The organism is Rhizobium sp. Root482, assembly GCF_001426565.1.
Taxonomy (GTDB): domain Bacteria; phylum Pseudomonadota; class Alphaproteobacteria; order Rhizobiales; family Rhizobiaceae; genus Pararhizobium.
Map to the genome: position 1 here is coordinate 195689 of NZ_LMFA01000023.1, position 20164 is coordinate 215852.

23 protein-coding genes are annotated in these 20164 nt (G+C 62.0%); 9 read left to right on the forward strand and 14 right to left on the reverse strand.

Annotation, left to right across the window (positions count from 1 at the left end; genetic code table 11):
* Nucleotides 1-48 precede the first annotated feature (48 nt).
* Nucleotides 49-1302, forward strand: coding sequence for an aminopeptidase (locus tag ASD31_RS19555; protein WP_056337818.1), 1254 nt, complete (start codon nt 49-51; stop codon nt 1300-1302).
* A gap of 38 nt (nt 1303-1340) precedes the next feature.
* Here ASD31_RS19555 and ASD31_RS19560 read toward each other — a convergent pair whose 3' ends face one another.
* The 5 genes from ASD31_RS19560 to rph form a co-directional block, all read right to left on the reverse strand.
* Nucleotides 1341-2213, reverse strand: coding sequence for an EamA family transporter (locus ASD31_RS19560; protein WP_056337820.1), 873 nt, complete (start codon nt 2211-2213; stop codon nt 1341-1343).
* Between the two features lie 20 nt (nt 2214-2233).
* Nucleotides 2234-3409 (reverse strand): radical SAM family heme chaperone HemW, encoded by a 1176-nt coding sequence (gene hemW, locus ASD31_RS19565; protein ID WP_056337823.1) that lies wholly within the window; start codon nt 3407-3409, stop codon nt 2234-2236.
* Nucleotides 3410-3525: 116 nt separating this feature from the next.
* Nucleotides 3526-4170, reverse strand: coding sequence for an RdgB/HAM1 family non-canonical purine NTP pyrophosphatase (gene rdgB, locus ASD31_RS19570; protein WP_056337825.1), 645 nt, complete (start codon nt 4168-4170; stop codon nt 3526-3528).
* A gap of 43 nt (nt 4171-4213) precedes the next feature.
* Nucleotides 4214-4642 carry a VOC family protein gene (locus tag ASD31_RS19575; protein ID WP_056337828.1) on the reverse strand — a complete coding sequence of 143 codons (429 nt, stop codon included), beginning with the start codon at nt 4640-4642 and terminating at the stop codon, nt 4214-4216.
* Between the two features lie 170 nt (nt 4643-4812).
* Complete coding sequence (gene rph / locus ASD31_RS19580) at nt 4813-5532, reverse strand: ribonuclease PH (RefSeq protein ID WP_056337831.1); 720 nt, start codon at nt 5530-5532, stop codon at nt 4813-4815.
* A 188-nt stretch (nt 5533-5720) separates the two neighbouring features.
* On the opposite strand from rph, the gene hrcA reads away from it, so the two are divergent.
* Nucleotides 5721-6800 (forward strand): heat-inducible transcriptional repressor HrcA, encoded by a 1080-nt coding sequence (gene hrcA / locus ASD31_RS19585; RefSeq protein ID WP_056337834.1) that lies wholly within the window; start codon nt 5721-5723, stop codon nt 6798-6800.
* Nucleotides 6801-6900: 100 nt separating this feature from the next.
* Nucleotides 6901-7515 (forward strand): nucleotide exchange factor GrpE, encoded by a 615-nt coding sequence (grpE, locus tag ASD31_RS19590; protein WP_056337837.1) that lies wholly within the window; start codon nt 6901-6903, stop codon nt 7513-7515.
* An 86-nt stretch (nt 7516-7601) separates the two neighbouring features.
* Here the strand turns inward: grpE and ASD31_RS19595 are convergent, their stop codons facing one another.
* From ASD31_RS19595 to lptC, 8 genes are all read right to left on the reverse strand, one after another.
* Nucleotides 7602-8837: a D-arabinono-1,4-lactone oxidase gene (locus ASD31_RS19595; RefSeq protein WP_056337839.1), complete on the reverse strand. Its 1236-nt coding sequence runs from the start codon at nt 8835-8837 to the stop codon at nt 7602-7604.
* A 19-nt stretch (nt 8838-8856) separates the two neighbouring features.
* On the reverse strand, nt 8857-9624 hold the full coding sequence (locus ASD31_RS19600; RefSeq protein ID WP_056337841.1) for an SDR family NAD(P)-dependent oxidoreductase: 768 nt from the start codon (nt 9622-9624) through the stop codon (nt 8857-8859).
* Between the two features lie 167 nt (nt 9625-9791).
* The gene (gene ptsN / locus ASD31_RS19605) at nt 9792-10253 is read right to left on the reverse strand and encodes a PTS IIA-like nitrogen regulatory protein PtsN (protein ID WP_056338260.1); all 462 of its coding nucleotides are present in this window, start codon (nt 10251-10253) and stop codon (nt 9792-9794) included.
* Between the two features lie 173 nt (nt 10254-10426).
* On the reverse strand, nt 10427-11002 hold the full coding sequence (gene hpf, locus ASD31_RS19610) for a ribosome hibernation-promoting factor, HPF/YfiA family (protein ID WP_056337843.1): 576 nt from the start codon (nt 11000-11002) through the stop codon (nt 10427-10429).
* A 270-nt stretch (nt 11003-11272) separates the two neighbouring features.
* Nucleotides 11273-12838, reverse strand: coding sequence for an RNA polymerase factor sigma-54 (gene rpoN, locus ASD31_RS19615; RefSeq protein ID WP_056337846.1), 1566 nt, complete (start codon nt 12836-12838; stop codon nt 11273-11275).
* 178 nt (nt 12839-13016) lie between these two features.
* Entirely contained in the window at nt 13017-13823 is an 807-nt protein-coding gene (gene lptB, locus ASD31_RS19620; protein ID WP_156392732.1) for an LPS export ABC transporter ATP-binding protein, read from the reverse strand.
* A gap of 13 nt (nt 13824-13836) precedes the next feature.
* Entirely contained in the window at nt 13837-14397 is a 561-nt protein-coding gene (locus tag ASD31_RS19625; RefSeq protein ID WP_056337849.1) for an LptA/OstA family protein, read from the reverse strand.
* A 15-nt stretch (nt 14398-14412) separates the two neighbouring features.
* On the reverse strand, nt 14413-15081 hold the full coding sequence (lptC, locus tag ASD31_RS19630) for an LPS export ABC transporter periplasmic protein LptC (protein WP_056337852.1): 669 nt from the start codon (nt 15079-15081) through the stop codon (nt 14413-14415).
* Nucleotides 15082-15283: 202 nt separating this feature from the next.
* On the opposite strand from lptC, the gene sppA reads away from it, so the two are divergent.
* The 3 genes from sppA (at nt 15284) to ASD31_RS19645 (ending at nt 17085) form a co-directional block, all read left to right on the forward strand.
* Nucleotides 15284-16243 carry a signal peptide peptidase SppA gene (gene sppA, locus ASD31_RS19635; protein ID WP_056337856.1) on the forward strand — a complete coding sequence of 320 codons (960 nt, stop codon included), beginning with the start codon at nt 15284-15286 and terminating at the stop codon, nt 16241-16243.
* 133 nt (nt 16244-16376) lie between these two features.
* Complete coding sequence (locus ASD31_RS19640; RefSeq protein ID WP_056337859.1) at nt 16377-16679, forward strand: integration host factor subunit beta; 303 nt, start codon at nt 16377-16379, stop codon at nt 16677-16679.
* 61 nt (nt 16680-16740) lie between these two features.
* On the forward strand, nt 16741-17085 hold the full coding sequence (locus ASD31_RS19645; protein ID WP_056338266.1) for a hypothetical protein: 345 nt from the start codon (nt 16741-16743) through the stop codon (nt 17083-17085).
* A gap of 7 nt (nt 17086-17092) precedes the next feature.
* Here ASD31_RS19645 and ASD31_RS19650 read toward each other — a convergent pair whose 3' ends face one another.
* On the reverse strand, nt 17093-17545 hold the full coding sequence (locus tag ASD31_RS19650; protein ID WP_056337862.1) for an SRPBCC family protein: 453 nt from the start codon (nt 17543-17545) through the stop codon (nt 17093-17095).
* A gap of 116 nt (nt 17546-17661) precedes the next feature.
* Here ASD31_RS19650 and ASD31_RS19655 point away from each other — a divergent pair, with 116 nt between their 5' ends.
* From ASD31_RS19655 to lspA, 3 genes are read left to right on the forward strand one after another with little or no spacing between them, the layout of a single operon-like run.
* Complete coding sequence (locus ASD31_RS19655; RefSeq protein WP_056338269.1) at nt 17662-18807, forward strand: class I SAM-dependent rRNA methyltransferase; 1146 nt, start codon at nt 17662-17664, stop codon at nt 18805-18807.
* The gene (locus ASD31_RS19660; protein WP_056338272.1) at nt 18804-19664 is read left to right on the forward strand and encodes a TrmH family RNA methyltransferase; all 861 of its coding nucleotides are present in this window, start codon (nt 18804-18806) and stop codon (nt 19662-19664) included. Before ASD31_RS19655 ends, ASD31_RS19660 begins: the two co-directional genes overlap by 4 nt.
* Nucleotides 19661-20152, forward strand: a complete 492-nt coding sequence (gene lspA / locus ASD31_RS19665; protein WP_056337866.1) for a signal peptidase II — start codon at nt 19661-19663, stop codon at nt 20150-20152. Before ASD31_RS19660 ends, lspA begins: the two co-directional genes overlap by 4 nt.
* Nucleotides 20153-20164 lie beyond the last annotated feature (12 nt).

Below are 20164 nucleotides of genomic sequence, written 5' to 3' on the forward strand. Positions count from 1 at the left end.
CGAAGCACATTAGAACGGTGCTTCGCAGCAATAGCAGCAGGATATGCGATGACCTTCCACTCCCCCGCCCACAACCCTGTCGATCCGGTCAAACTGGAGAAGCTCGCCGAAGTCGCCGTCAAGGTCGGGCTCCGGCTCGAGCCTGGACAGGATCTGGTGATCACGGCGCCGATCGCTGCCCTGCCTTTGGTGCGGCTGATCACCAAACATGCCTATATCGCCGGCGCCGGGCTGGTCACGACCTTCTATGCGGACGAGGAAACGACGCTCGCCCGCTACAGGCATGCGCCCGACGAAAGCTTCGACCGGGCCAGCGGCTGGCTTTACGAGGGTATGGCACGTGCCTTCGGCAACAATACTGCCCGGCTTGCCATTTCCGGCGACAATCCGATGATGCTGGCGGCCGAGGATCCGGCCAAGGTGGCGCGCGCCAACAAGGCCAATTCGATCGCCTACAAACCGGCGCTGGAGAAGATCTCCAATTTCGACATCAACTGGAATATCGTCTCCTATCCCAATCCCGCCTGGGCGAGACAGATGTTTCCGGGCGATCCCGAAGCGGTCGCCGTGGAAAAGCTGGCCAATGCGATCTTCGCCGCCTCGCGCGTCGATGTCGACGACCCGATTGCCGCCTGGGCGGAGCACAATGCCAATCTCGCCAGGCGTTCGTCCTGGCTGAACGGCGAACGGTTTTCGGCGCTACATTTCACCGGGCCGGGCACGGATCTGACGGTCGGCCTTGCCGATGGCCATGAATGGCATGGCGGCGCCTCCACGGCCAAGAACGGCATCACCTGCAATCCGAATATCCCCACAGAAGAGGTCTTCACCACGCCGCATGCACTGCGCGTCGAAGGCCATGTATCGAGCACCAAGCCCCTGTCGCATCAGGGTACGCTGATCGACGATATCCGGGTTCGGTTCGAAGGCGGCCGTATCGTAGAGGCGAAGGCTTCGAAGGGTGAGGAAGTTCTGAACAAGGTATTGGACACCGACGAGGGCGCGCGCCGGCTTGGCGAGGTGGCGCTGGTTCCGCATTCCTCGCCGATTTCCGCCAGCGGCGTGCTGTTCTACAATACGCTGTTCGACGAAAACGCCTCCTGCCATATCGCGCTCGGCCAGTGCTATTCGAAGTGCTTCCTTGACGGCGCGTCGCTGAGCGAGGCGCAGATCGCCGCACAGGGCGGCAATTCCAGCCTTATCCATATCGACTGGATGATCGGCTCCGGCAAGGTCGATATTGACGGACTGCGGGCAGATGGCGCCAGGGTTCCGGTCATGCGCAAGGGCGAATGGGCCTGAGCCTGGACTGCGATCGCTGAAGTCGCTGTTTCAGCGGCTCACTGTTGAGCGGCAACTGGCCGGCGGGTCATCTGCGCCCGCTGCGCCAGCCAGACGCTGGCGAGCACCGCGATCATGCCGGCAATCTGCAGGGCGGTCAGACTTTGGCCGAGCACGCGCCAGCCGAGCAGGGTTGCCACCAGCGGGCTGAGAAAGCCGAGCGAGGCAACGGCGCCGGGATCCAGTTTGGCAAGCCCGCGAAACCAGAGAAGATAGGTGAAGGCGGCGCCGACCAGGCCGAGCCAGGCCATGCCAAGAATATTGGCCGTGCTTGGCACGGGCAGGGCGGGCTCGAGAAGCAGCCCGACCGGCAGAAGCAGGATGCCGCCGGCGGTTAACTGCCATGCGGTAAAGGTGAGGCTGGAGACGGGTGGCATCCAACGACGGGTCAGCACCGTGCCGAACGCCATGGAGATGGCACCGGCAAGTCCGGCGATGATGCCGACCGGATCAAGGGCGGCGCTTGGCGTCAGCACCAGCAGGCTAACCCCCGCCATGCCGATAATGCCGGCGACGATCGCGACGGAACGAATCGGCGTGCCAATCAGGAAACGCGCCAGCATGACGACGACCAAGGGCTGGATCGCGCCGACGGTGGCGGCGACGCCACCGGGCAGGCGGTAGGCGGAAATGAACAGCATTGCCCAGAAAAAGGAAAAGTTGAGCGCGCCGAGGATGAAGGCGCGAAGCCACCAGATACCCCATGGCAGTTGCCTGACGATAAGCAGCAGAAGAATCCCCGCCGGCAGCGCGCGTAGCATGGCAACCGTCAACGGATAGCCATGAGGCAGAAATTCCGTCGTCACCAAATAGGTGCTGCCCCAGATCGCCGGCGCGATGGCTGTCAGCAGGATGTCGGAGAGCTTCGTCATGTCCTTCCCGGTTCGGATGTTCAGCAGGCGAGGTCGGCGACCACGGCGTCGAGGATCAGCATCCCGGCCGGCGTGCAGCGCAAGCGGGAATTGCCCAGCCGTTCGATGAAGCCGTGCTCGATCAGGAATTGCTCGCGATCGGGGTCGAGATCGCGACCGGACAGGCTGCGCCAGCGCACAAGATCGATGCCCTCCCTCAGCCTCAGCCCCATCAGCATGAGTTCGTCGGCCTGCTCGTCATTGCCAAGCATCTCCTGCTCGATCATGCCGTGGCCGTGTTCCTCCACCAGTTGCAGCCAGCCCTCCGGCCTGCGCTCGGTGGCCGTGGCGATCTTGCTGCGTCCGGTGGTCAACCGGCCATGGGCGCCGGGGCCGATGCCGGCATAGTCGCCGTAATGCCAATAGGTGAGATTATGGCGGCTTTCGGCGCCCGGCACGGCATGGTTCGATACCTCATAGGCCGGCATGCCGAAGCCTGCGGTGATTTCCTGCGTCGCCTCGTAGAGAACCGCCGAATGTTCGCCATCCGGCACGATCAGCTTGCCTGCCTTGTGCAGGCCATAGAACGGCGTGCCTTCCTCGATCGTCAACTGGTAGAGCGAAAGATGATCGACGGCATAGGAGACCGCCTCCTTCAACTCCTGTTCCCAGGCCTCCACCGTCTGGTCGGGCCGCGCATAGATCAGGTCGAAGGACATGCGCGGAAAAATGTCGCGCGCCAGCCGGATCGCCTTCAGCGCATCCTCGACATTGTGCAGGCGGCCGAGAAATTTCAGGTCCCGGTCGTTCAGCGCCTGCACCCCAAGCGAAACCCGGTTGACGCCGGCGGCGCGGTAGCCCTTGAAGCGTGTTGCCTCGACGCTGGAGGGATTGGCCTCCATGGTGATCTCGATGCCGTCGGGCATGTGCCATAGCCCGGCAATGCCGTTCAGCACCGCCTCCACCGTCGCCGGGTCCATCAGCGAGGGCGTGCCGCCGCCCATGAAGATGCTGGTCACGGTCCGCGGACCGGAAAGGCGGCGCGCCTCTGCCATTTCGGTAAGAAAGGCGGAAACAAACCGTGGCTGGTCCACCGGTTGATGCCGGACATGGCTGTTGAAATCGCAATAGGGGCATTTGGCGGCACAGAAGGGCCAATGCACATAGACCCCGAAGCCGGGATCGGTGCTGTTGCCGATGGAGGAAAACATGGCCATTCTTGTTTTCTAGTCTTTCAAGAGTCGGAGCGGCACGAATTATGGCCGGAAGGGTTCGTTGATGGGTGGCACGTCTTTATCCCGGTAGCGGTCAAGCAAAAACCAAAACAGCCGTCCTACGCCCCAAGACAGGTCTCGGCAAAAAGCTTGAAAGCCCTTGCCCGATGGGACAGGGCCTCGGAATCGCCCGGCTTCCAGCCATGCTTCTCTTCGGCGCTCATCTCGCCGAAGGTGCGGTCATGGCCGAGCGGCTGGAACACTGGGTCATAGCCGAACCCTTGCGTGCCGCGTGGTGGCCAGACGACATGGCCTTCGACCTCGCCGCGAAACAGTTCGGCATGCCCATCCGGCCAGGCAAGGCAGAGAACGGAGACGAAGCGGCCGGTGCGCCTGTCGAAGGCCGTCGCGTCCGCGTCCTGTAGGGCCGTTTCCACCTTCGTCATCGCCATCATGAAATCCCGGCTGCCGTCGGCGGTCTCCGCCCAATTGGCCGTATAGACGCCGGGATCGCCGCCAAGCGCATCGACCACTAGCCCGGAATCGTCCGAAAGGGCCGGCAGGCCGGATGCCTTCGCCGAGGCCAGCGCCTTGATCTTGGCATTTTCCTCGAATGTCGTGCCGGTTTCGTCGGGCTCGACGAAATTCAGGTCGGCCGCCGATTTGGCGGTAAAGCCGAGCGGGCCGATCAGGTCGCGGATTTCGCGGATCTTGCCTTCATTATGGCTGGCGACGATCAGGGTCTTGTCTTCAAGCTTGCGCATGGCGTCTTCTCTCCGGCGGTCTCCGCCGTCCAATTGATGTCGATCAATCCAGGTTCCAAAGACCCGGTTCGGCGCATTCGAGGCTGTTGCCGGCCGGATCGCGGAAATAGAAGGACCGCGTCCCGTTCGGCCAGACGATATCCGCCTCGATTGCCACACCCGCTGCTTTCAGCGTGGCCTTCCAGATGTCCAACTGCTCAGGCGCCGCCCGGAAACAGGCATGCCCCGGGCCGTGCGTGCCGTGCGGTGGCACCGCCAGTCCATTCCCGGATGGCGGTTTTATCGTCTCGTTCGCATCGAAGAGCAACAATATGCCCTGGCCGCAACGGAAGAACACATGCCGGTTGCCGGCCCGGGTGACTTTCTCAAGCCCGAGAACGGAGCCGTAGAACGCCTCCGCCTTGTCGATATCATCGACATAGAGCGCGGTTTCCAGGATGCCTTCCAGTTTCGGCTTCCGATCGCTAGCCATCGGCGTTGCCCCTCACCCTAGCCCTCTCCCCGCAAGCGGGGCGAGGGGACGACAGGGTTTGCCGCACATCTCTTCGCCCCGCTTGCGGGGAGACGGTGCCCGCCCTCTTCTATACAAAGTTGGGCGGATGAGGGGCAAGCGGGCTGACGGCATCGGCAAATCTCGGCGTCTTACCCGGCGATCGCCTGCTGCTGCATCGTCACCAGTTCGGCAATGCCGTTCTTGGCCAGCCCCAGCAGCGTGGCGAATTCCTCTTCCGAGAAAGGCTTGCCTTCCGCCGTGCCCTGGATTTCGACGATGCCGCCGGAGCCGGTCATGACGAAATTGGCGTCGGTTTCGGCGGCGGAGTCCTCGATATAGTCGAGGTCGATTACCGGCTGGCTGGCGAAGATGCCGCAGGAGATGGCCGCGATATGGTCCTTCAGCACCTTCTCGACCTTGATCATGTTGCGCGCTTCCATCCAGGCCAGGCAATCGCGAAGCGCGATCCAGGCGCCGGTGATCGAAGCCGTGCGGGTGCCGCCGTCCGCCTGGATCACGTCGCAGTCGATCGAGATCTGGCGTTCGCCGAGCGCCTGCAGATCGACGACGGCCCGGAGCGAGCGGCCGATCAGGCGCTGGATTTCCTGCGTGCGGCCACTCTGCTTGCCGCTGGCGGCTTCGCGCCGCATACGCTCCCCGGTGGCGCGGGGCAGCATGCCGTATTCGGCGGTCACCCAACCCTTGCCGCTGTTGCGCAGCCATGGCGGCGTCTTTTCTTCAAGGCTTGCCGTGACCAGCACATGCGTGTCGCCGAACTTGACGAGGCAGGACCCTTCGGCATGTTTGGAAACATTGCGCTCGAAGGAAACCTTGCGCATCTGGTCGGTTTTTCTGCCGGAAGGCCGCATCATGAACTCCTGTGATGTTTGTCAGCCTTCTAGCCTAAGTTGGACGGAAGGGAAATCATCTGGCGCAAAAGAGTGGGAGCCACTGCAAAGCCTTTGCAGGACGGGGTGTCCCGTCAATTTCCGTTTTGCTATCCTGGCCGGGATCACTATATTTCAATTGATCAGGCAGTATGGATTTTTGCGTTCGAATGATGGTGGATAAATCTGCGATGCGGGAAGGGCTTTCGGCGCTTGATGAGCGCTCGGGCGAGATTTTCCGCCGCATCGTCGAAAGCTATCTGGAAAGCGGCGAGCCGCTCGGCTCGCGCAGCCTGTCGCGCATCCTGCCCATGTCGCTTTCCCCGGCCTCCGTGCGCAATGTAATGAGCGACCTGGAGGATCTCGGCCTCATCTATTCGCCCCATATCAGTGCCGGCCGGCTGCCGACCCAGATCGGTTTGCGTTTCTTCGTCGATGCCTTCATGCAGGTTGGCGATCTCTCGGCGGAGGACCGTGCCTCGATCGACCGGCATGTGCGCCGCCCGGATCGCGACCAGTCCGTCGAGACCTTGCTGACGGAAGCAAGCCAGATGCTGTCGGGCATGTCGCGCGGGGCAGGGCTGGTCATCACCGCCAAGAATGATCCGGTGCTCAAGCATGTCGAATTCGTTCGTCTTGCCCCGACCAAGGCCCTGGCCGTCCTGGTCGGCGAGCACGACCAGGTGGAAAACCGCATTATCGAGCTGCCGGCCGGTGTCACCGGCGCTCAGCTGACGGAGGCTGCCAATTTCCTCAATGCCCATCTCGCCGGCCAGACGCTGCCCGAGGTGCGCGGCCAGCTTCAAAAGGTCAAGGAGACGGTGCGGCGCGAACTGGACACACTGAGCCAGGACCTGGTCGAGCGCGGGCTTGCCATCTGGTCGGGCAGCGAGGCGGACGACAAGCCGACGCAATTGATCGTGCGCGGCCGCGCCAATCTCCTGGAAGGCCTGGCCGGGGCGGAGGATGTGGACCGGCTACGGATGCTGTTCGACGATCTCGAAAAGAAGGACAGCCTGATCGAGATCCTCAATCTCGCCGAAAGCGGGCCGGGCGTGCGCATCTTCATCGGCTCGGAAAACAAGTTGTTCTCGCTGTCCGGCTCGTCGCTGATCGTTGCGCCCTATCGGGACAGTGATGAGAGGATCGTCGGCGCGGTCGGCGTCATCGGCCCGACGCGGCTCAACTATTCGCGTATCGTGCCCATGGTGGATTACACCGCCCAGCTGATGTCGCGCCTGTCGCGCTAGGCCCGGTTTTTCCCTCATCCTCGATTGAGCCCTTGATTTTTAGGCCCCGAAGCTCGATATCGGGACCAAATCCAAACATGTTGACATTGCGGAGACCGTCATGACCGACGAAACGAACAAACATGGTGCTGAAGCAGACGCGGCGGAGGTTGCCGCCGCCTATGCCGAGGCCGCCGCCGAACAGGTCGACGCGCCCGTTGCGGAGCCGGACCCGCTGGAACTTGCAAGGGCCGAGGCCGCCGACCTGCGCGACCGCTATCTGAGGCTCGCCGCCGAAATGGACAATCTGCGCCGCCGCACCGCGCGTGATGTCAAGGATGCCAAGTCCTATTCCATCGCCGGCTTTGCCCGCGACATGCTCGCCGTGTCCGACAATCTCGCCCGTGCCCTGGAGGCCATCCCGGCCGAGGCGCGCGAGGCAGGCGATGCCGGCTTCAACGCCCTCATCGAAGGTGTCGAGATGACCGAGCGGGCCATGCTGTCGGCGCTGGAGCGTCACGGGATGCAGAAGCTCGATCCGATCGGCCAGAGGTTCGATCCGAATTTCCATCAGGCGATGTTCGAGGTCCCGAATACCGAAGTGCCCAACAACACCGTCGTCCAGGTGGTCCAGGCCGGCTACACGATCGGTGAGCGCGTCCTGCGCCCCGCCATGGTCGGCGTCTCCAAGGGCGGCCCGAAGGCGGTGGTTACGGAAGAGACTCCGGAGGCTTGAAGCCTGACCGAATGGCTTTGTGCCGTGTATACCCCTCTGTCGGCGACGCCGACAGAGGGGGGTAAGCCCCACGCACTCGGGTTGAGTTACCCGAACAATTGCCTCAAATGATCGTTCAAGAACCGCCCCTCCGGATCAAGCGTGTTGCGTAGCGCCTTGAAATCCCTGGCGCGCGGATAGAGCGCGGTCACGTCCTCGGCACCCAGAAAATGCAGCTTGCCCCAATGCGGGCGTGAGCCGAACTGGCGCAGGATGTCGTCGACATCCTTCAAATAGTTCCAGTAGTCCGTGCCCGGTTCTCCGGAAACCGAAAGCGTGATCGAATCCTGCTCGAAGAAGGGGCTGATCCAGCCGCTGTCGCCGGCGGTGAAGCGGTATTCGATCGGGTAGATGCAGTTGGGGTGCTTCTCCAGCATCAGCTTGCGCACCTCCATGCAGGCCTGCTTGCCGTATTTGACTGGCACCGCATATTCCAGCTCGTGGAAATTGGGCACATATTCGATCGGATAGATCTCCGAGGAATAGGCAATCTTCTGGAAGCCTTCTTCCATCGGCTCCCGGTCGGTGATGTCCAGGGTCTTCATCTCGCAGACATCGGAGAGACGTGTCGTGGTCGAGACGGAGGACGTGTCCGGCAGGCAATAGCAGTGGCGGCTTTCCGGTACCGGGCACCAGAAGAAGCCGAAATGCCGGTGTTTGGCGGCCAGATCGTCGTGCTGCTCCATGCATTCGTCGAAGCTGCAGCGCCACAGCTTCTCATGCAGGTTGTAGCTGTCCATCACCTGCAGGGTGATTTCCGAGATGACGCCCAGCATGCCGATCGAGACGCGCGCGGCATTGAGCATGTCCGGCTGGCTGTCGTCGATGGCAAGAATGCTGCCGTCCGGCTGCACCAGCCGCATGCCGACGATCTGCGAGGCCATGTTGCCGAGCTTGAGCCCCGTACCGTGCGTGCCGGTGGTCAGCGCGCCGGCCAGCGCCTGGCTGTCGATATCGCCCTGGTTGATCATCGATAGGCCGCTTGCCTTCAGCGCCTTGCCGAGCGTGTTGATGGTCGTGCCGGCATGGACGGAGACGCGCTTGCGCGCCTCGTCTATGCCGACGATCCCCTGCAGGCCGGAAAGCGTCAGGTGCAGGCCGCTGGTCAGCGCCACCGGCGTGAACGAATGGCCGGATCCGGCGCAACGCACGTTTAGCCCATTCGATGTAGCCTCCCGGACCATCTCGGCCAGCGCCGCCTCGCTATCGGGCGCGCCCCTGTGCCGCACGATACAGGACTGGTTCCCCACCCAGTTGCGCCAATGTCCGCCTGCCTGCATCATGTCCCGTTCTCCCCCTTTTTCAGACAGCCGTAAAACAATTATCGACGAAAAGATGGGTGCCGTTGACGAAGCTCGCCTCGTCGCTGGCGAGGAACAGGGCGGCCTGGGCCACTTCCATCGGATCGCACATGCGCCCCTGTTGCGCGGCAATCGCCGCATCCGATACATCGACCCCATATTTGGAAAGCCCGACCAGTTCGCGCTTGCCGTGATCGGTGGCGATGAAACCGGGGCAGACGGCGTTGGAGCGGATACCGCGGTCGCGGAACTCGACGGCGATTGCCCGGGCGAACATATGGCAGGCGCTCTTGGTCGTGTCGTAGAGCACTTCCATTGGCGTCGCCGCGACGGCCGAAATCGAGGAGGTGGAAACGATGCTGCCGCCGCCGGCGGCCAGCATGCCGGGCAGTACCGCCTTCGTCATCAGAAACATCGAACGGACATTGACGGCCATCACCCGGTCCCATTCGTCTTCCTCCGTTTCGAGGAAGGGGCCGACCGCCAGAATGCCGGCATGGTTGAAGAGCACGGTGATCGGCCCGAATGTATCCTCGACAGCCTTTACCGCCGCGCTGACCTGCGCCGAGACCGAGACGTCCGCCGCCGCAAACACGGCCTCACCGCCTTCGGCGCGGATTTCGGCCGCCAGTTCCTCGCCCTTACTGCGCGGCAGGTCGACGATGCCGACACGCGCGCCTTCGCGAGCGAAAAGCCTCGAGGCCGCAAGGCCGCATCCGCCCGCACCCCCGCTGATCAACGCGGTCTTTCCCGAAAGCCGTCCAACCATTGCCGTTCTCCCCCTGTTATCGGAGGGAGTATTGTCTAGCGGCATGTTCCTGTCGATATCCCCTTGGCCGTGTTTGACGAAATCCGGGTATCAAGACGTAGGTGGCGGCAAAATGAAAAAAGCGCAGCCTCTCAGCCGCGCTTTCGATATCTCGATCGCCTGGTTGATCAGGCCGCGTTCGCTTGCTCGTCGCTAAGGAAGGCGTAGATGGCCGATGCGCTGTCGGTGGCCCGCAGCTTGGCAACCGTTTCCGGATCGCGCAGCACCCGGGCAATCCGGGACAGAGCCTTCAGATGGTCGGCGCCGGCACCTTCGGGCGCTAGCAGCAGGAAAACGAGATCGACCGGCTGGTCGTCCAGGGCCTCGAAATCGACGGGCGCCTCAAGGCGCGCGAAAATCCCGACGATCGACGAGAGATGGCCGAGCTTGCCGTGGGGAATGGCAATGCCATTGCCGACCCCGGTGGAGCCCAGGCGTTCGCGCTGGAGAATGACCTCGAATATGTCCCGTTCGGGCAATCCGGTGATCTTGGATGCCTTTGCCGCCAATTCCTGAAGCAACTGCTTCTTGGAGTTGGCCTTCATCGATGGAAGTATTGCATTTTGCTGCAGCAGGCCTGCCAATGCCATTCTTTTCGTCCTCGTTCGCGGGTAGGACCATCCGACCGGCAAAATGCCGGGCGGCAGATCCATCCATCTTCTCTCGGTGGCTTCCGGGCCGTCTTCAACGGCCTTGTACGCGTCCACCACCAGAAAAAAGCGGCGGCACGGACAACGGTAAACCGCCGTCCGTGCCGATCCGCTCAGCCCTTGATATTGGCTGCATCAATCCAGCCAATGTTTCCATCATTGCGTCGATAGACGATATTCAACTGTTCATTGCCAGGGCTGCGGAACATCAGGACGGGCTCGTCCGTCATGTCGAGGGCCATGACCGCGTTCGCCACGGACATCGTCCTCAACTGTTTCGAACTCTCCGCGACGATCGTCGGCGCGTAGTTTTCGGGAAGCTCGTCGTCCTCTTCCGGTATGGAATCCATCACGGTGTAGGCGATTTCGGCAGATCCAGCATTGCCGGCGCCATTGTGGTGGTCCTTGAGCTTCCGCTTGTACCGGCGGATGCGCTTGGCGATCCGTTCCGATGCCGCGTCGAACGCGGCCTGCGGGTCGTTCGCTTCTCCACTGGCCTGCAAGGCCGCGCCTGAATCAAGATGTATCTTGCAATCGGCGCTGAAACGAGATCCAGACTTTTCCACAGTGACTTGGCTTGAATATCCTCCGTCAAAATATTTGGTTACGGCCTGTTCGATCTGGTCTTCGATCCGCAGACGGAACGTTTCGCCGATTTCCATATGTTTACCGGATACACGCACACTCATGGAGTTTCCTCTCTCTTCGTGATTTGCGTAGCCAGTCTATTCCAACCGCATCCTTCATCCAAGCACTTCACGCACGCAAAACCATTATGCGTCGCGGCGGCCCGGATTTTTGAAGGAATATGACTGGGTGGGCTCCATGCCCGACCTCATTGCGGCCGCCTCATACCCGCAGTCGCTAATAAAGTCAAGAAAGCAGCCGTAAAGTGAGGCGGCAGGGGCAGGCAGCCTGTTGATAGCGGGGATAAGCCGGCTGGCGCTCGCCTGCCGCCTTCAGGCCGAAACCCTGGCAAGCGCCCTTTTTTCCCGTCGGCGTTGGACCGAGGAGGGAATGTTCATCGCCTCGCGGTATTTCGCCACCGTCCGGCGGGCGATGTCGACGCCGCCTTTTCGCAAGTGATCGACAATATCGTCGTCCGAAAGCACCGCGTCGGGGCTTTCCAGCACGATCAGGCCGCGAATGCGGTGACGCACGCTTTCGGCGGAATGCCCGTCTACCCCCTCGGCCGAGCCGAGCGCGACGGTGAAGAAATATTTCAGCTCGAACAATCCGCGGGGCGTCAGCATGTATTTGTTCGAGGTGACGCGGCTGACGGTGGATTCGTGCATCTTGATGGCGTCGGCCACCGTCTTCAGGTTGAGCGGGCGCAGATGATCGACACCGTTCACCAGGAATCCGTCCTGCTGCCGCACGATCTCGGTGGCGACCTTCATGATCGTCCGGGCGCGCTGGTCGAGGCTGCGGGTCAGCCAGTTGGCCGTCTGCAGACATTCGCTGAGGAAGGCGTGGTCGGCGCTGTTTTTCGGCGCATGGCGCAGCACCCTGGCGTGATAGGCCTGGTTGACGAGGACCCGCGGAAGTGTGTCCGGGTTGAGCTCCACTGCCCAGCTGCCGTCCGGTGCCGCACGCACCAGAATGTCGGGAACGACGGTCTCGCAGGGGCTCGCCTCGAAGCGGCTGCCGGGCTTCGGATCGAGCTTGCGAATTTCCGAGAGCATGTCGATCAGGTCTTCTTCGTCGACGCCGCAGATGCGCTTGAGACTGGCAAAGTCGCGCCGTGCCAAAAGATCGAGATGATCGAGCAGGGCGGCCATGGCCGGATCCAGCCGGTCGCGTGCGCGCAACTGGATGGCCAGGCACTCGCCGAGCGAGCGCGCAAAGATGCCCGGCGGGTCGAGCAGCTGCAGTTCGCTCAGAACCCGGGCAACGTCGTTTGCCGCGCAGCCCAGCCGCCCGGCGACCTCGCCGATGTCAGCCTGCAGGTACCCGGCTTCGTCCAGTTGGTCGATCAGGAGCTGGGCAATCAGCAGATCGCCGGCGCCATGCACGCTGAACGGCACCTGTTCGTTGAGGAAATCGCGCAGCGTCACGCGGCTGGCGGCGAAGTCGTCGAGATCGTAACCGTCGCCGCTGTCGCTGCCGCCTTGCATCGATTTCCATTGGCCGAGCAGTTCCGGCGCATCGGCGCGCTGCGCTATGGTGTCGTCGGGAAAGACATTTTCGAAATTGACGTCGAGCTGCTCGCTCATCGGTTCGCCGGTGGCCGAGGTGGCGCTGTCATAAACATCACCCGGCCGATCGAAGGATGCGGGCTCCCCATCCTCATAATGGTCGTGCTCCACCGCGGCGGAATGAGGCTCGCTCGTCTCCTGTCGCTCGGAGCCGTGCATCTCGTCGCCCGAGGTCATTTCGAGGAGCGGATTCTTCTCGATTTCCAACGCGATGAACTGGTTGAGTTCGGCATGCGTCATCTGCAGCAACTGGATCGACTGCATCAGTTGCGGCGTCATCGCCAGCGTCTGGCTTTGCCGCAGGAAAAGGCTGGCTGACAGGGCCATGCGAATGCGAAACTCCCGTTGACATGCGGCGCATCGGTGCCGTGCCCTCCGCTCGAAGGCAGCGGTCCTTCATCTGGCCCGAAAATTGCCTATTGATCGGGCCCGGTCAAGCACCGGCGAACAATAAGGTGAATGGCGGGCGGGCGGTTTGGCGGGGAGAAGGCAGGGCAGGTCGTCGTCAGAGACTGAAATTGTCGCCGAGATAAAGGCGGCGCACGTCCGGATTGGTGACGATGTCGTTGGCCCGCCCATGGGTCAGGACCTCGCCGGCATGGATGATATAGGCCCGGTCGATCAGTCCCAGCGTCTCGCGCACATTATGATCGGTGATCAGGACGCCGATGCCCCGTGAGGTCAGGTGGCGCACCAGCGCCTGGATATCGGCGACGGAAATCGGATCGACGCCGGCAAAGGGCTCGTCGAGAAGCATGAACGTGGGGTCGGTCGCAAGCGCGCGGGCGATTTCCAGGCGCCGCCGCTCGCCGCCGGAAAGCGCGACGGCCGCGGATTTGCGCAAATGCGAGATGTTGAACTCGCCGAGCAGTTCGTTGAGCTTGTGTTCGCGACGCTCGCGGTTCTTATCATGGACCTCGAGAACCGCCCTTATATTGTCCTCGACGGTGAGGCCACGGAAGATCGAGGCCTCCTGCGGCAGATAGCCGACGCCAAGCCGCGCGCGGCGATACATCGGCATGGTCGTCACATCATTGCCGTTGATCTCGATCGCGCCTTCGTCCACCGGCACAAGCCCGGTAATCATGTAGAAACAGGTGGTCTTGCCGGCGCCGTTCGGGCCGAGCAGGCCGACGGCCTCGCCGCGGCGCACCACCAGCGACACGCCGTTGACGACCCGGCGCCCGCGATAGGATTTCGTCAATCCGCGCGCGATCAGCGTGCCTTCGTAGCGGGTCTTGTCGACCATGCGGGCGGGCAGCGCTTCCGGCTTGCCGGCCCGCTTGCGTTTGTGAAGGAAGGGAATATTCACGTCGGCGTCTGCATCAGTTCGTCTTCTGGGACTTCGGGTCGAGCTGAATCTGGACGCGTCCGCCGCAGGCTTCGAGCTGCGCCTCGCCGGTCTCCATCTGAACATTCAGCTGGCAGCCGGTAAAGACGTTCTTGCCCTCGGAAAGAACCACCTGCTTGCCCTTCAGGACCAGCGTCTGGGCCGTCATGTCGAACACGCCGGTATCGGCGGTCGCCTGTTGCGTCCCCGATTGCAGGAAGACCTTCTGGCTGACCTCGATCCGGTCGATATCGGCATTGCCGCCGGAAATCGAGCCGCCGCCCTTCTTGTAGAACACCACCATATTGCCCGCCTGCAGCGTCGTCGTCCCCTGGACGACCTTGACATTGCCGGTGAAGATCGCCTTGCTTTCCGGGTCCTTGATCTCCAGCTTGTCGCTCTCGATCTGGATCGGCTCGTCATTGGAGAGTTCCAGCCCCTTCATCTTGCTCGTTGCCGCCTGGGCTGCGGCCGAAGACAAGGGAACGGTGGCGAAAAGACTTAAGAGAATGACTGTTCCGGCAAGCCGAAGGGAAAGGGCTGAAATGGCCGACATTATGTGCACCGGTTTCTAGTTGGCGGTTTTGCGGATGGTGCTGGGCTCGACAACGACCTTGACCATGCCTTCAAACGTTACAATACGTCCCTTATCCGTCATTCTCAGCGTCTGTGCAACAATGGAACCGCCATTCATGCTGATTGCAATCGGCTTCTTCGTCTCCATTTCGCCCGCATTGATATCCAGATAGGCCGCCTGGAAATCGGCGACAAGGCCATTGTTCATGGTAATGCTGAAGGGCGCGTTCATGTCGAGCGTGTTGAGCCCGCGGTCATAAATGCCGCTTGTTGCCTCGACGGTGGCGATCAGTGTGTCGTTGACCGGCATCTCGGCGTGGATCTGTTCGAGCGTGATGATGTCGGGATTGGCAATGTCCTGCAGCGCCCGCACCGCCTTCATGGAATAGCTGATATCCTGCTTGTTGCGGCCGGAGATCGCCGGATTCTGCATGACGATCTTGCCGTTTTCGATCGTTGCATTCTCGATTTGAACATTTTCCGGCAGGAAGGCACGCACCACCGACACTGCCAGGAAAACGGCACCGACCAGCGCGGCGAGGAGGGGCAGGGCGATCTTCAATTGCTTGACCCGCCGGGAGTGCCGCGCGGCCTCGCCATAGGCGTCGGCGATGCTCGCCCCCGAATGCGGCAAGGCGCCGGAAAATTGCACTTCGTTCAGCATAAACAGACCTGTCACTCGAAATCGGCCGGGCGCATCCAGGGCGTGTCATGCCCGGCAATGTGATTGATCGCGAATATGGAGATTTTTTTGTCCGGCTACAATGGAGGCTCGAATTTTGTTGAAACCGCGTTACAACGATCGGCGCCGCCGCTATGGAATGCGTCGCTACGCGTATCGCAGGTCCGGATAAAGGGAGAAAGACATGGATCAGCTTGCCATCGCCGACCGGCGCCAGTTGCGGCGGAAGCTCGGCTTCTGGCGGCTCGTCGCCATTGCGCTCGTCCTCTGCGCCGGCATCGCGGTCTATCTCTATTCCAGCGGGGGACAGGCAGGTGCCTTCGCCCGCCCGCATGTGGCGCGGATCGATATTTCCGGCATCATCCAGGATGACCGCGAACTGGTGGAGAGGCTCGACCGGATCGCCGAGAACGACGCGGTCAAGGCGTTGGTCGTCACTATTTCCTCGCCGGGCGGCACGACCTATGGCGGCGAAGTGCTGTTCAAGGCGATCCGCAAGGTCGCCGCCAAGAAGCCCGTCGTCTCCAATGTCCGGACGCTCGCCGCTTCGGCCGGCTATATGATCGCGCTCGCCGGTGACCGCATCATTGCCGGCGATACCTCCATTACCGGCTCGATCGGCGTTCTCTTCCAGTATCCGCAGATCAAGGACCTGATGGACAAGGTCGGCGTGTCGCTCGAGGAAATCAAGTCGTCGCCGCTGAAGGCCGAGCCTTCGCCCTTCCATCCGCCCAGCGAAGAGGCCAAGGCGGTAATCCAGGCGATGATTGACGACAGCTTCAACTGGTTCGTCGATCTTGTCGCCGATCGCCGCAACCTGCCGCGTGGCGAAGCCTTGGCGCTTGCCGACGGGCGCATCTTTACCGGCCGCCAGGCGCTGGGCCTCAAGCTGGTCGATGAACTTGGCGGCGACGACGAAATCCGCGCCTTCCTTGAGAAGCGCGACGTCGGAAAGCAGCTTCCGGTGATCGATTGGGAAGCCCCCAGCAATTCCTTGCCCTTCGGTCTCGGCTCGGCCGCCGCCGCCTGGGTCAAATCCTTGGGATATGAAGCTTTTCCGCTGCTTGGCCATGTCGAAAATCTGGGCCGCGAGAAGTTGTTTCTTGACGGTCTGGTTTCGGTTTGGCAGGTTGGCAAGGATTGAAGACAGCCGGTGACCCGGTGCCTGCCGCTTTTGCCGGCCGGTCGGGAGCTGGTGCCATCCTGGCGGCTGGACATGGCCCTTTCCTGGGCGTAAGGCTTTAAGAACAAATGTAAATTCACGAGAGGGGGCGACAGTGATCAAGTCAGAACTGGTGCAGATTGTTGCGGCTCGCAATCCGCATCTCTACCATCGCGATGTCGAGAATATCGTCAACGCGGTTCTCGATGAGATCACTGATGCCCTGGCCGGCGGAAATCGTGTCGAACTGCGCGGCTTCGGCGCCTTTTCCGTGAAGAACCGGCCGTCGCGCTCCGGCCGCAACCCGCGCACCGGCGACAGCGTATTCGTCGAGGAAAAATGGGTGCCGTTTTTCAAGACCGGCAAGGAATTGCGCGAACGGCTCAATCCCGGCACCGACGACCAGGACGACGAATGACCTCTGCCGGCTGGCCCTGGCGCCGCTTCAAGGCCGGTGAGATGGCAAGGACGGGATGAGGATGATGAAAAAGCTTGTGAACATCGTGGTGCTGGTGCCGATTGCCATCGTCCTGATCGTCCTGTCTGTCGCCAATCGCCAGATGGTGACGCTGGCGCTCAATCCGTTCGATCCGGCCGACAGCGTTCTCTCCGCCTCCGCGCCTTTCTTCGTCTTCCTGTTTCTGGCCGTGATCTTCGGCATGATCATCGGCTCGCTTGTCACCTGGCTTGGTCAGGGAAAATATCGCAAGCGCGCGCGCAACGAGGCGCATGAGGCGGTCAAATGGCATGCGGAGGCCGAAAAGCACCGCACCCGCGCCGAAACCATCGCCTCGCAGACGCTTCTGCCTTCAACGTCGAAATAATTTCCGGTTATTCCGGCGCCTTGGCGCTGACTGCGGTATTGAAGTCGGCGAAAAACTGCTGGGCAAGCTTCTTGGCGCTGGAGCCGACGAGCCGCGAGCCGAGTTGCGCCAGCTTGCCGCCGATCTCTGCCTTGGCATCATAGACGAGAACGGTCTCGTCGCCATCTTCCGTCAGGGTAACGTCGGCGCCGCCCTTGGCAAAACCGGCGATGCCGCCCTTGCCTTCGCCGGAAATCGTGTAGCTTTCCGGCGCATTGATGTTCGACAGGATCACGTCGCCCGCAAAGGATGCGGAAACCGGGCCGATCTTGAGCTTGACGCTGGCCGATAGCTCAGTCGGCGACTTCAGTTCCAGCGACTGACAGCCCGGGATGCACTGCCTTAGAATGTCCGGATCGTTCAGCGCCGCCCAGACCGTTTCGCGGCGCGCGGCGATGCGTTCTTCCCCTTGCATATCCATGACGATCCTCCCTGATCCTATGCGCTCAAACTATCGCAGATGGGAAACAGCTTTGCCAAGAGGTGGAGCGGTGCTATTTGCTGCCGGAGCAAAATGGCAGCGTATGGACGAACGGCGTGAAAGATAAAGATCGACGGCCAGGAAAGAAAGCCGGACCGGCGACATCGTCGCGGGGCGTGCAGGGCCGCGCCGTGCAACCGGCGGCAGGCAGGCTGAAGCCCGCAAAAGCGCATCCGGCGTCGCACGGCAATAGCCGCCCGCCCGCCGCCCGGCTTTCCGAAAAAACCGCATCGAAGCCGCCAGCACAGGAAACCGTTGCGCCGCGCGAACTGCGCATGCGCACCGGCGACAAGCCCGGCGAGCGGATTCCCGTCATTCTCGAAACCAAGGGTGCGCGCGACTATCACCTGATCGACAGCGGCGATGGGTTGAAGCTCGAGCAATATGGTCCCTACCGGATCGTCCGCCCTGAAGCGCAGGCGCTCTGGCCGAAGTCCCTGCCGGCGCATGTCTGGGAGAACGCCGATTCCATCTTCACCGGCGATACCGACGAAGATGGCATGGGACGCTGGCGCTTTCCGCGCCAGGCGCTCGGTGAGACCTGGCCGATGCAGATTCTCGACTCGGAATTTTATGGCCGCTTCACCGCCTTTCGCCATGTCGGCGTATTTCCCGAGCAGCTTGCCCATTGGAGCTGGATGAAGGAGCGCATCGAGGCCGCCGACCGGCCACTGAAGGTGCTCAATCTGTTCGGCTATACCGGCGTCGCCTCGCTGATTGCCGCGAAAGCCGGCGCCGAGGTGACCCATGTCGACGCGTCGAAGAAGGCGATCGGCTGGGCGCGGGAAAACCAGGCGCTCGGTCGCGCCGAACATCTGCCGATCCGCTGGATCTGCGAGGATGCGATGAAATTCATCCAGCGCGAGGAGCGCCGCGGCAGCCGCTACGACATCATTCTCACCGATCCGCCGAAATTCGGCCGCGGCCCCAATGGTGAGGTCTGGCAGCTTTTCGATCATCTGGCCTCGATGCTCGACATCTGCCGCGAAATCCTGTCGCCGGAGGCGAGGGGCCTGGTGCTGACCGCCTATTCGATCCGGGCGAGTTTCTATTCCATCCACGAACTGATGCGCGAAACGATGCGCGGGCGCGGCGGCATGGTTGAATCCGGCGAACTGATCCTGCGCGAAGGCGGTCTTGACGGCAGCGAGCCGGGCCGGGCGCTCTCCACTTCCCTTTTCAGCCGATGGGTTCCGAAATGAACGACACTACACGGGATAACGCCCCACGCCGCGTCGGCCAGGTGAAGGAAGTCACCAGTCTTGCCAACCCGATCATCAAGGATATCAAGGCGCTGTCCCAGAAAAAGGAGCGCGACGAAACCCGTTCCTTCATTGCCGAAGGCTTGAAACTGGTCATCGACGCGCTCGATCTCGGCTGGACGATCCGGACGCTGGTCTATGCGAAGGCTGCCAAGGGCAAGCCGCAGGTGGAGCAGGTGGCGCTGAAAACGGTCGCCAGCGGCGGCCTGGTGCTGGAGGTCAGCGAGAAAGTCCTGTCGGCGATCACACGGCGCGACAATCCGCAGATGGTCGTCGGTGTCTTCGAGCAGCGCTATGGCGATCTGCGCACGGTCAGGCCGATGCCGGGAGAAACCTATGTGGCGCTCGACCGCGTCCGCGATCCCGGCAATCTCGGCACCATCATCCGCACCGCCGATGCGGCCGGCGCTTCGGGCGTCGTCCTTGTCGGCGAAACCACCGATCCGTTCTCGTTGGAAACGGTGCGGGCGACGATGGGCTCCGTCTTCGCGATGCCGCTGATCCGCGCGAGCATCGCCGAATTCGTCAAATGGCAGAAGGCGGCCGGCGTGCAACTCGTCGCCACTCATCTGGCCGGCGCCGTCGATTATCGCACCATCGACTACCGCAAGAAGCCCGTCGTGCTGTTGATGGGCAATGAACAGGCGGGCCTGCCGGACGAGCTTGCAAGGGAGGCGACGGCGCTGGCGCGCATCCCGCAGCAGGGCCGCGCCGACTCGCTCAATCTGGCGATTGCCACCGGCATCATGCTGTTCGAGGCGCGGCGTCATCTTCTCGTTCTGGATGGCAAGGCATGACCGGCAAGACCGCGCTATTTTCCCGGCCGCTGCCGATCGCCCTGTTCATCCTCGTCGCCGTCCTCACCGACCAGGCGATCAAGCTTGCGGTCGAACTCTGGTTGCCGTTCGAACGCATGGTGCCGGTTATCCCGATGCTGGCGCTGTTTCGCACCTATAATTACGGCGTCGCCTTTTCCATGCTGTCGGGGATGGAGGGCTGGTTCATCGTCACCATGCGCCTGGTGGTGGTCGGTTTCGTCCTGTGGCTCTGGCGCCGTACGCCGAACGACCGGTTTTTTGCACATCTCGGCTATGCGATGATCATTGCCGGCGCACTCGGCAATCTTGTCGACAGGCTGCTCTTCGGCTATGTCATCGACTATGTGCTTTTCCATACCGCGACCTGGTCTTTCGCCGTCTTCAACCTTGCCGACAGCTTCATCACCCTTGGCGCAGGCGCGATCATTCTCGACGAGGTCCTGCAGATGAAAAAACGGAACGACTAAAATTTTAGGAAC

What these genes read in the sequence shown, in the direction of transcription:
- ASD31_RS19600 (WP_056337841.1), bottom strand. Translation starts at nt 9,624, where the DNA reads ATGGTTGGACGGCTTTCGGGAAAGACCGCGTTGATCAGCGGGGGTGCG.
- hpf (WP_056337843.1), bottom strand. Translation starts at nt 11,002, where the DNA reads ATGAGTGTGCGTGTATCCGGTAAACATATGGAAATCGGCGAAACGTTC.
- rph (WP_056337831.1), bottom strand. Translation starts at nt 5,532, where the DNA reads ATGCGGCCTTCCGGCAGAAAAACCGACCAGATGCGCAAGGTTTCCTTC.
- ASD31_RS19560 (WP_056337820.1), bottom strand. Translation starts at nt 2,213, where the DNA reads ATGACGAAGCTCTCCGACATCCTGCTGACAGCCATCGCGCCGGCGATC.
- ASD31_RS19595 (WP_056337839.1), bottom strand. Translation starts at nt 8,837, where the DNA reads ATGATGCAGGCAGGCGGACATTGGCGCAACTGGGTGGGGAACCAGTCC.
- ASD31_RS19575 (WP_056337828.1), bottom strand. Translation starts at nt 4,642, where the DNA reads ATGGCTAGCGATCGGAAGCCGAAACTGGAAGGCATCCTGGAAACCGCG.
- grpE (WP_056337837.1), top strand. Translation starts at nt 6,901, where the DNA reads ATGACCGACGAAACGAACAAACATGGTGCTGAAGCAGACGCGGCGGAG.
- ASD31_RS19625 (WP_056337849.1), bottom strand. Translation starts at nt 14,397, where the DNA reads ATGTCGGCCATTTCAGCCCTTTCCCTTCGGCTTGCCGGAACAGTCATT.
- lptC (WP_056337852.1), bottom strand. Translation starts at nt 15,081, where the DNA reads ATGCTGAACGAAGTGCAATTTTCCGGCGCCTTGCCGCATTCGGGGGCG.
- sppA (WP_056337856.1), top strand. Translation starts at nt 15,284, where the DNA reads ATGGATCAGCTTGCCATCGCCGACCGGCGCCAGTTGCGGCGGAAGCTC.
- ptsN (WP_056338260.1), bottom strand. Translation starts at nt 10,253, where the DNA reads ATGGCATTGGCAGGCCTGCTGCAGCAAAATGCAATACTTCCATCGATG.
- ASD31_RS19650 (WP_056337862.1), bottom strand. Translation starts at nt 17,545, where the DNA reads ATGGATATGCAAGGGGAAGAACGCATCGCCGCGCGCCGCGAAACGGTC.
- ASD31_RS19660 (WP_056338272.1), top strand. Translation starts at nt 18,804, where the DNA reads ATGAACGACACTACACGGGATAACGCCCCACGCCGCGTCGGCCAGGTG.
- hemW (WP_056337823.1), bottom strand. Translation starts at nt 3,409, where the DNA reads ATGGCCATGTTTTCCTCCATCGGCAACAGCACCGATCCCGGCTTCGGG.
- rdgB (WP_056337825.1), bottom strand. Translation starts at nt 4,170, where the DNA reads ATGCGCAAGCTTGAAGACAAGACCCTGATCGTCGCCAGCCATAATGAA.
- rpoN (WP_056337846.1), bottom strand. Translation starts at nt 12,838, where the DNA reads ATGGCCCTGTCAGCCAGCCTTTTCCTGCGGCAAAGCCAGACGCTGGCG.
- lspA (WP_056337866.1), top strand. Translation starts at nt 19,661, where the DNA reads ATGACCGGCAAGACCGCGCTATTTTCCCGGCCGCTGCCGATCGCCCTG.
- ASD31_RS19645 (WP_056338266.1), top strand. Translation starts at nt 16,741, where the DNA reads ATGATGAAAAAGCTTGTGAACATCGTGGTGCTGGTGCCGATTGCCATC.
- ASD31_RS19555 (WP_056337818.1), top strand. Translation starts at nt 49, where the DNA reads ATGACCTTCCACTCCCCCGCCCACAACCCTGTCGATCCGGTCAAACTG.
- hrcA (WP_056337834.1), top strand. Translation starts at nt 5,721, where the DNA reads ATGATGGTGGATAAATCTGCGATGCGGGAAGGGCTTTCGGCGCTTGAT.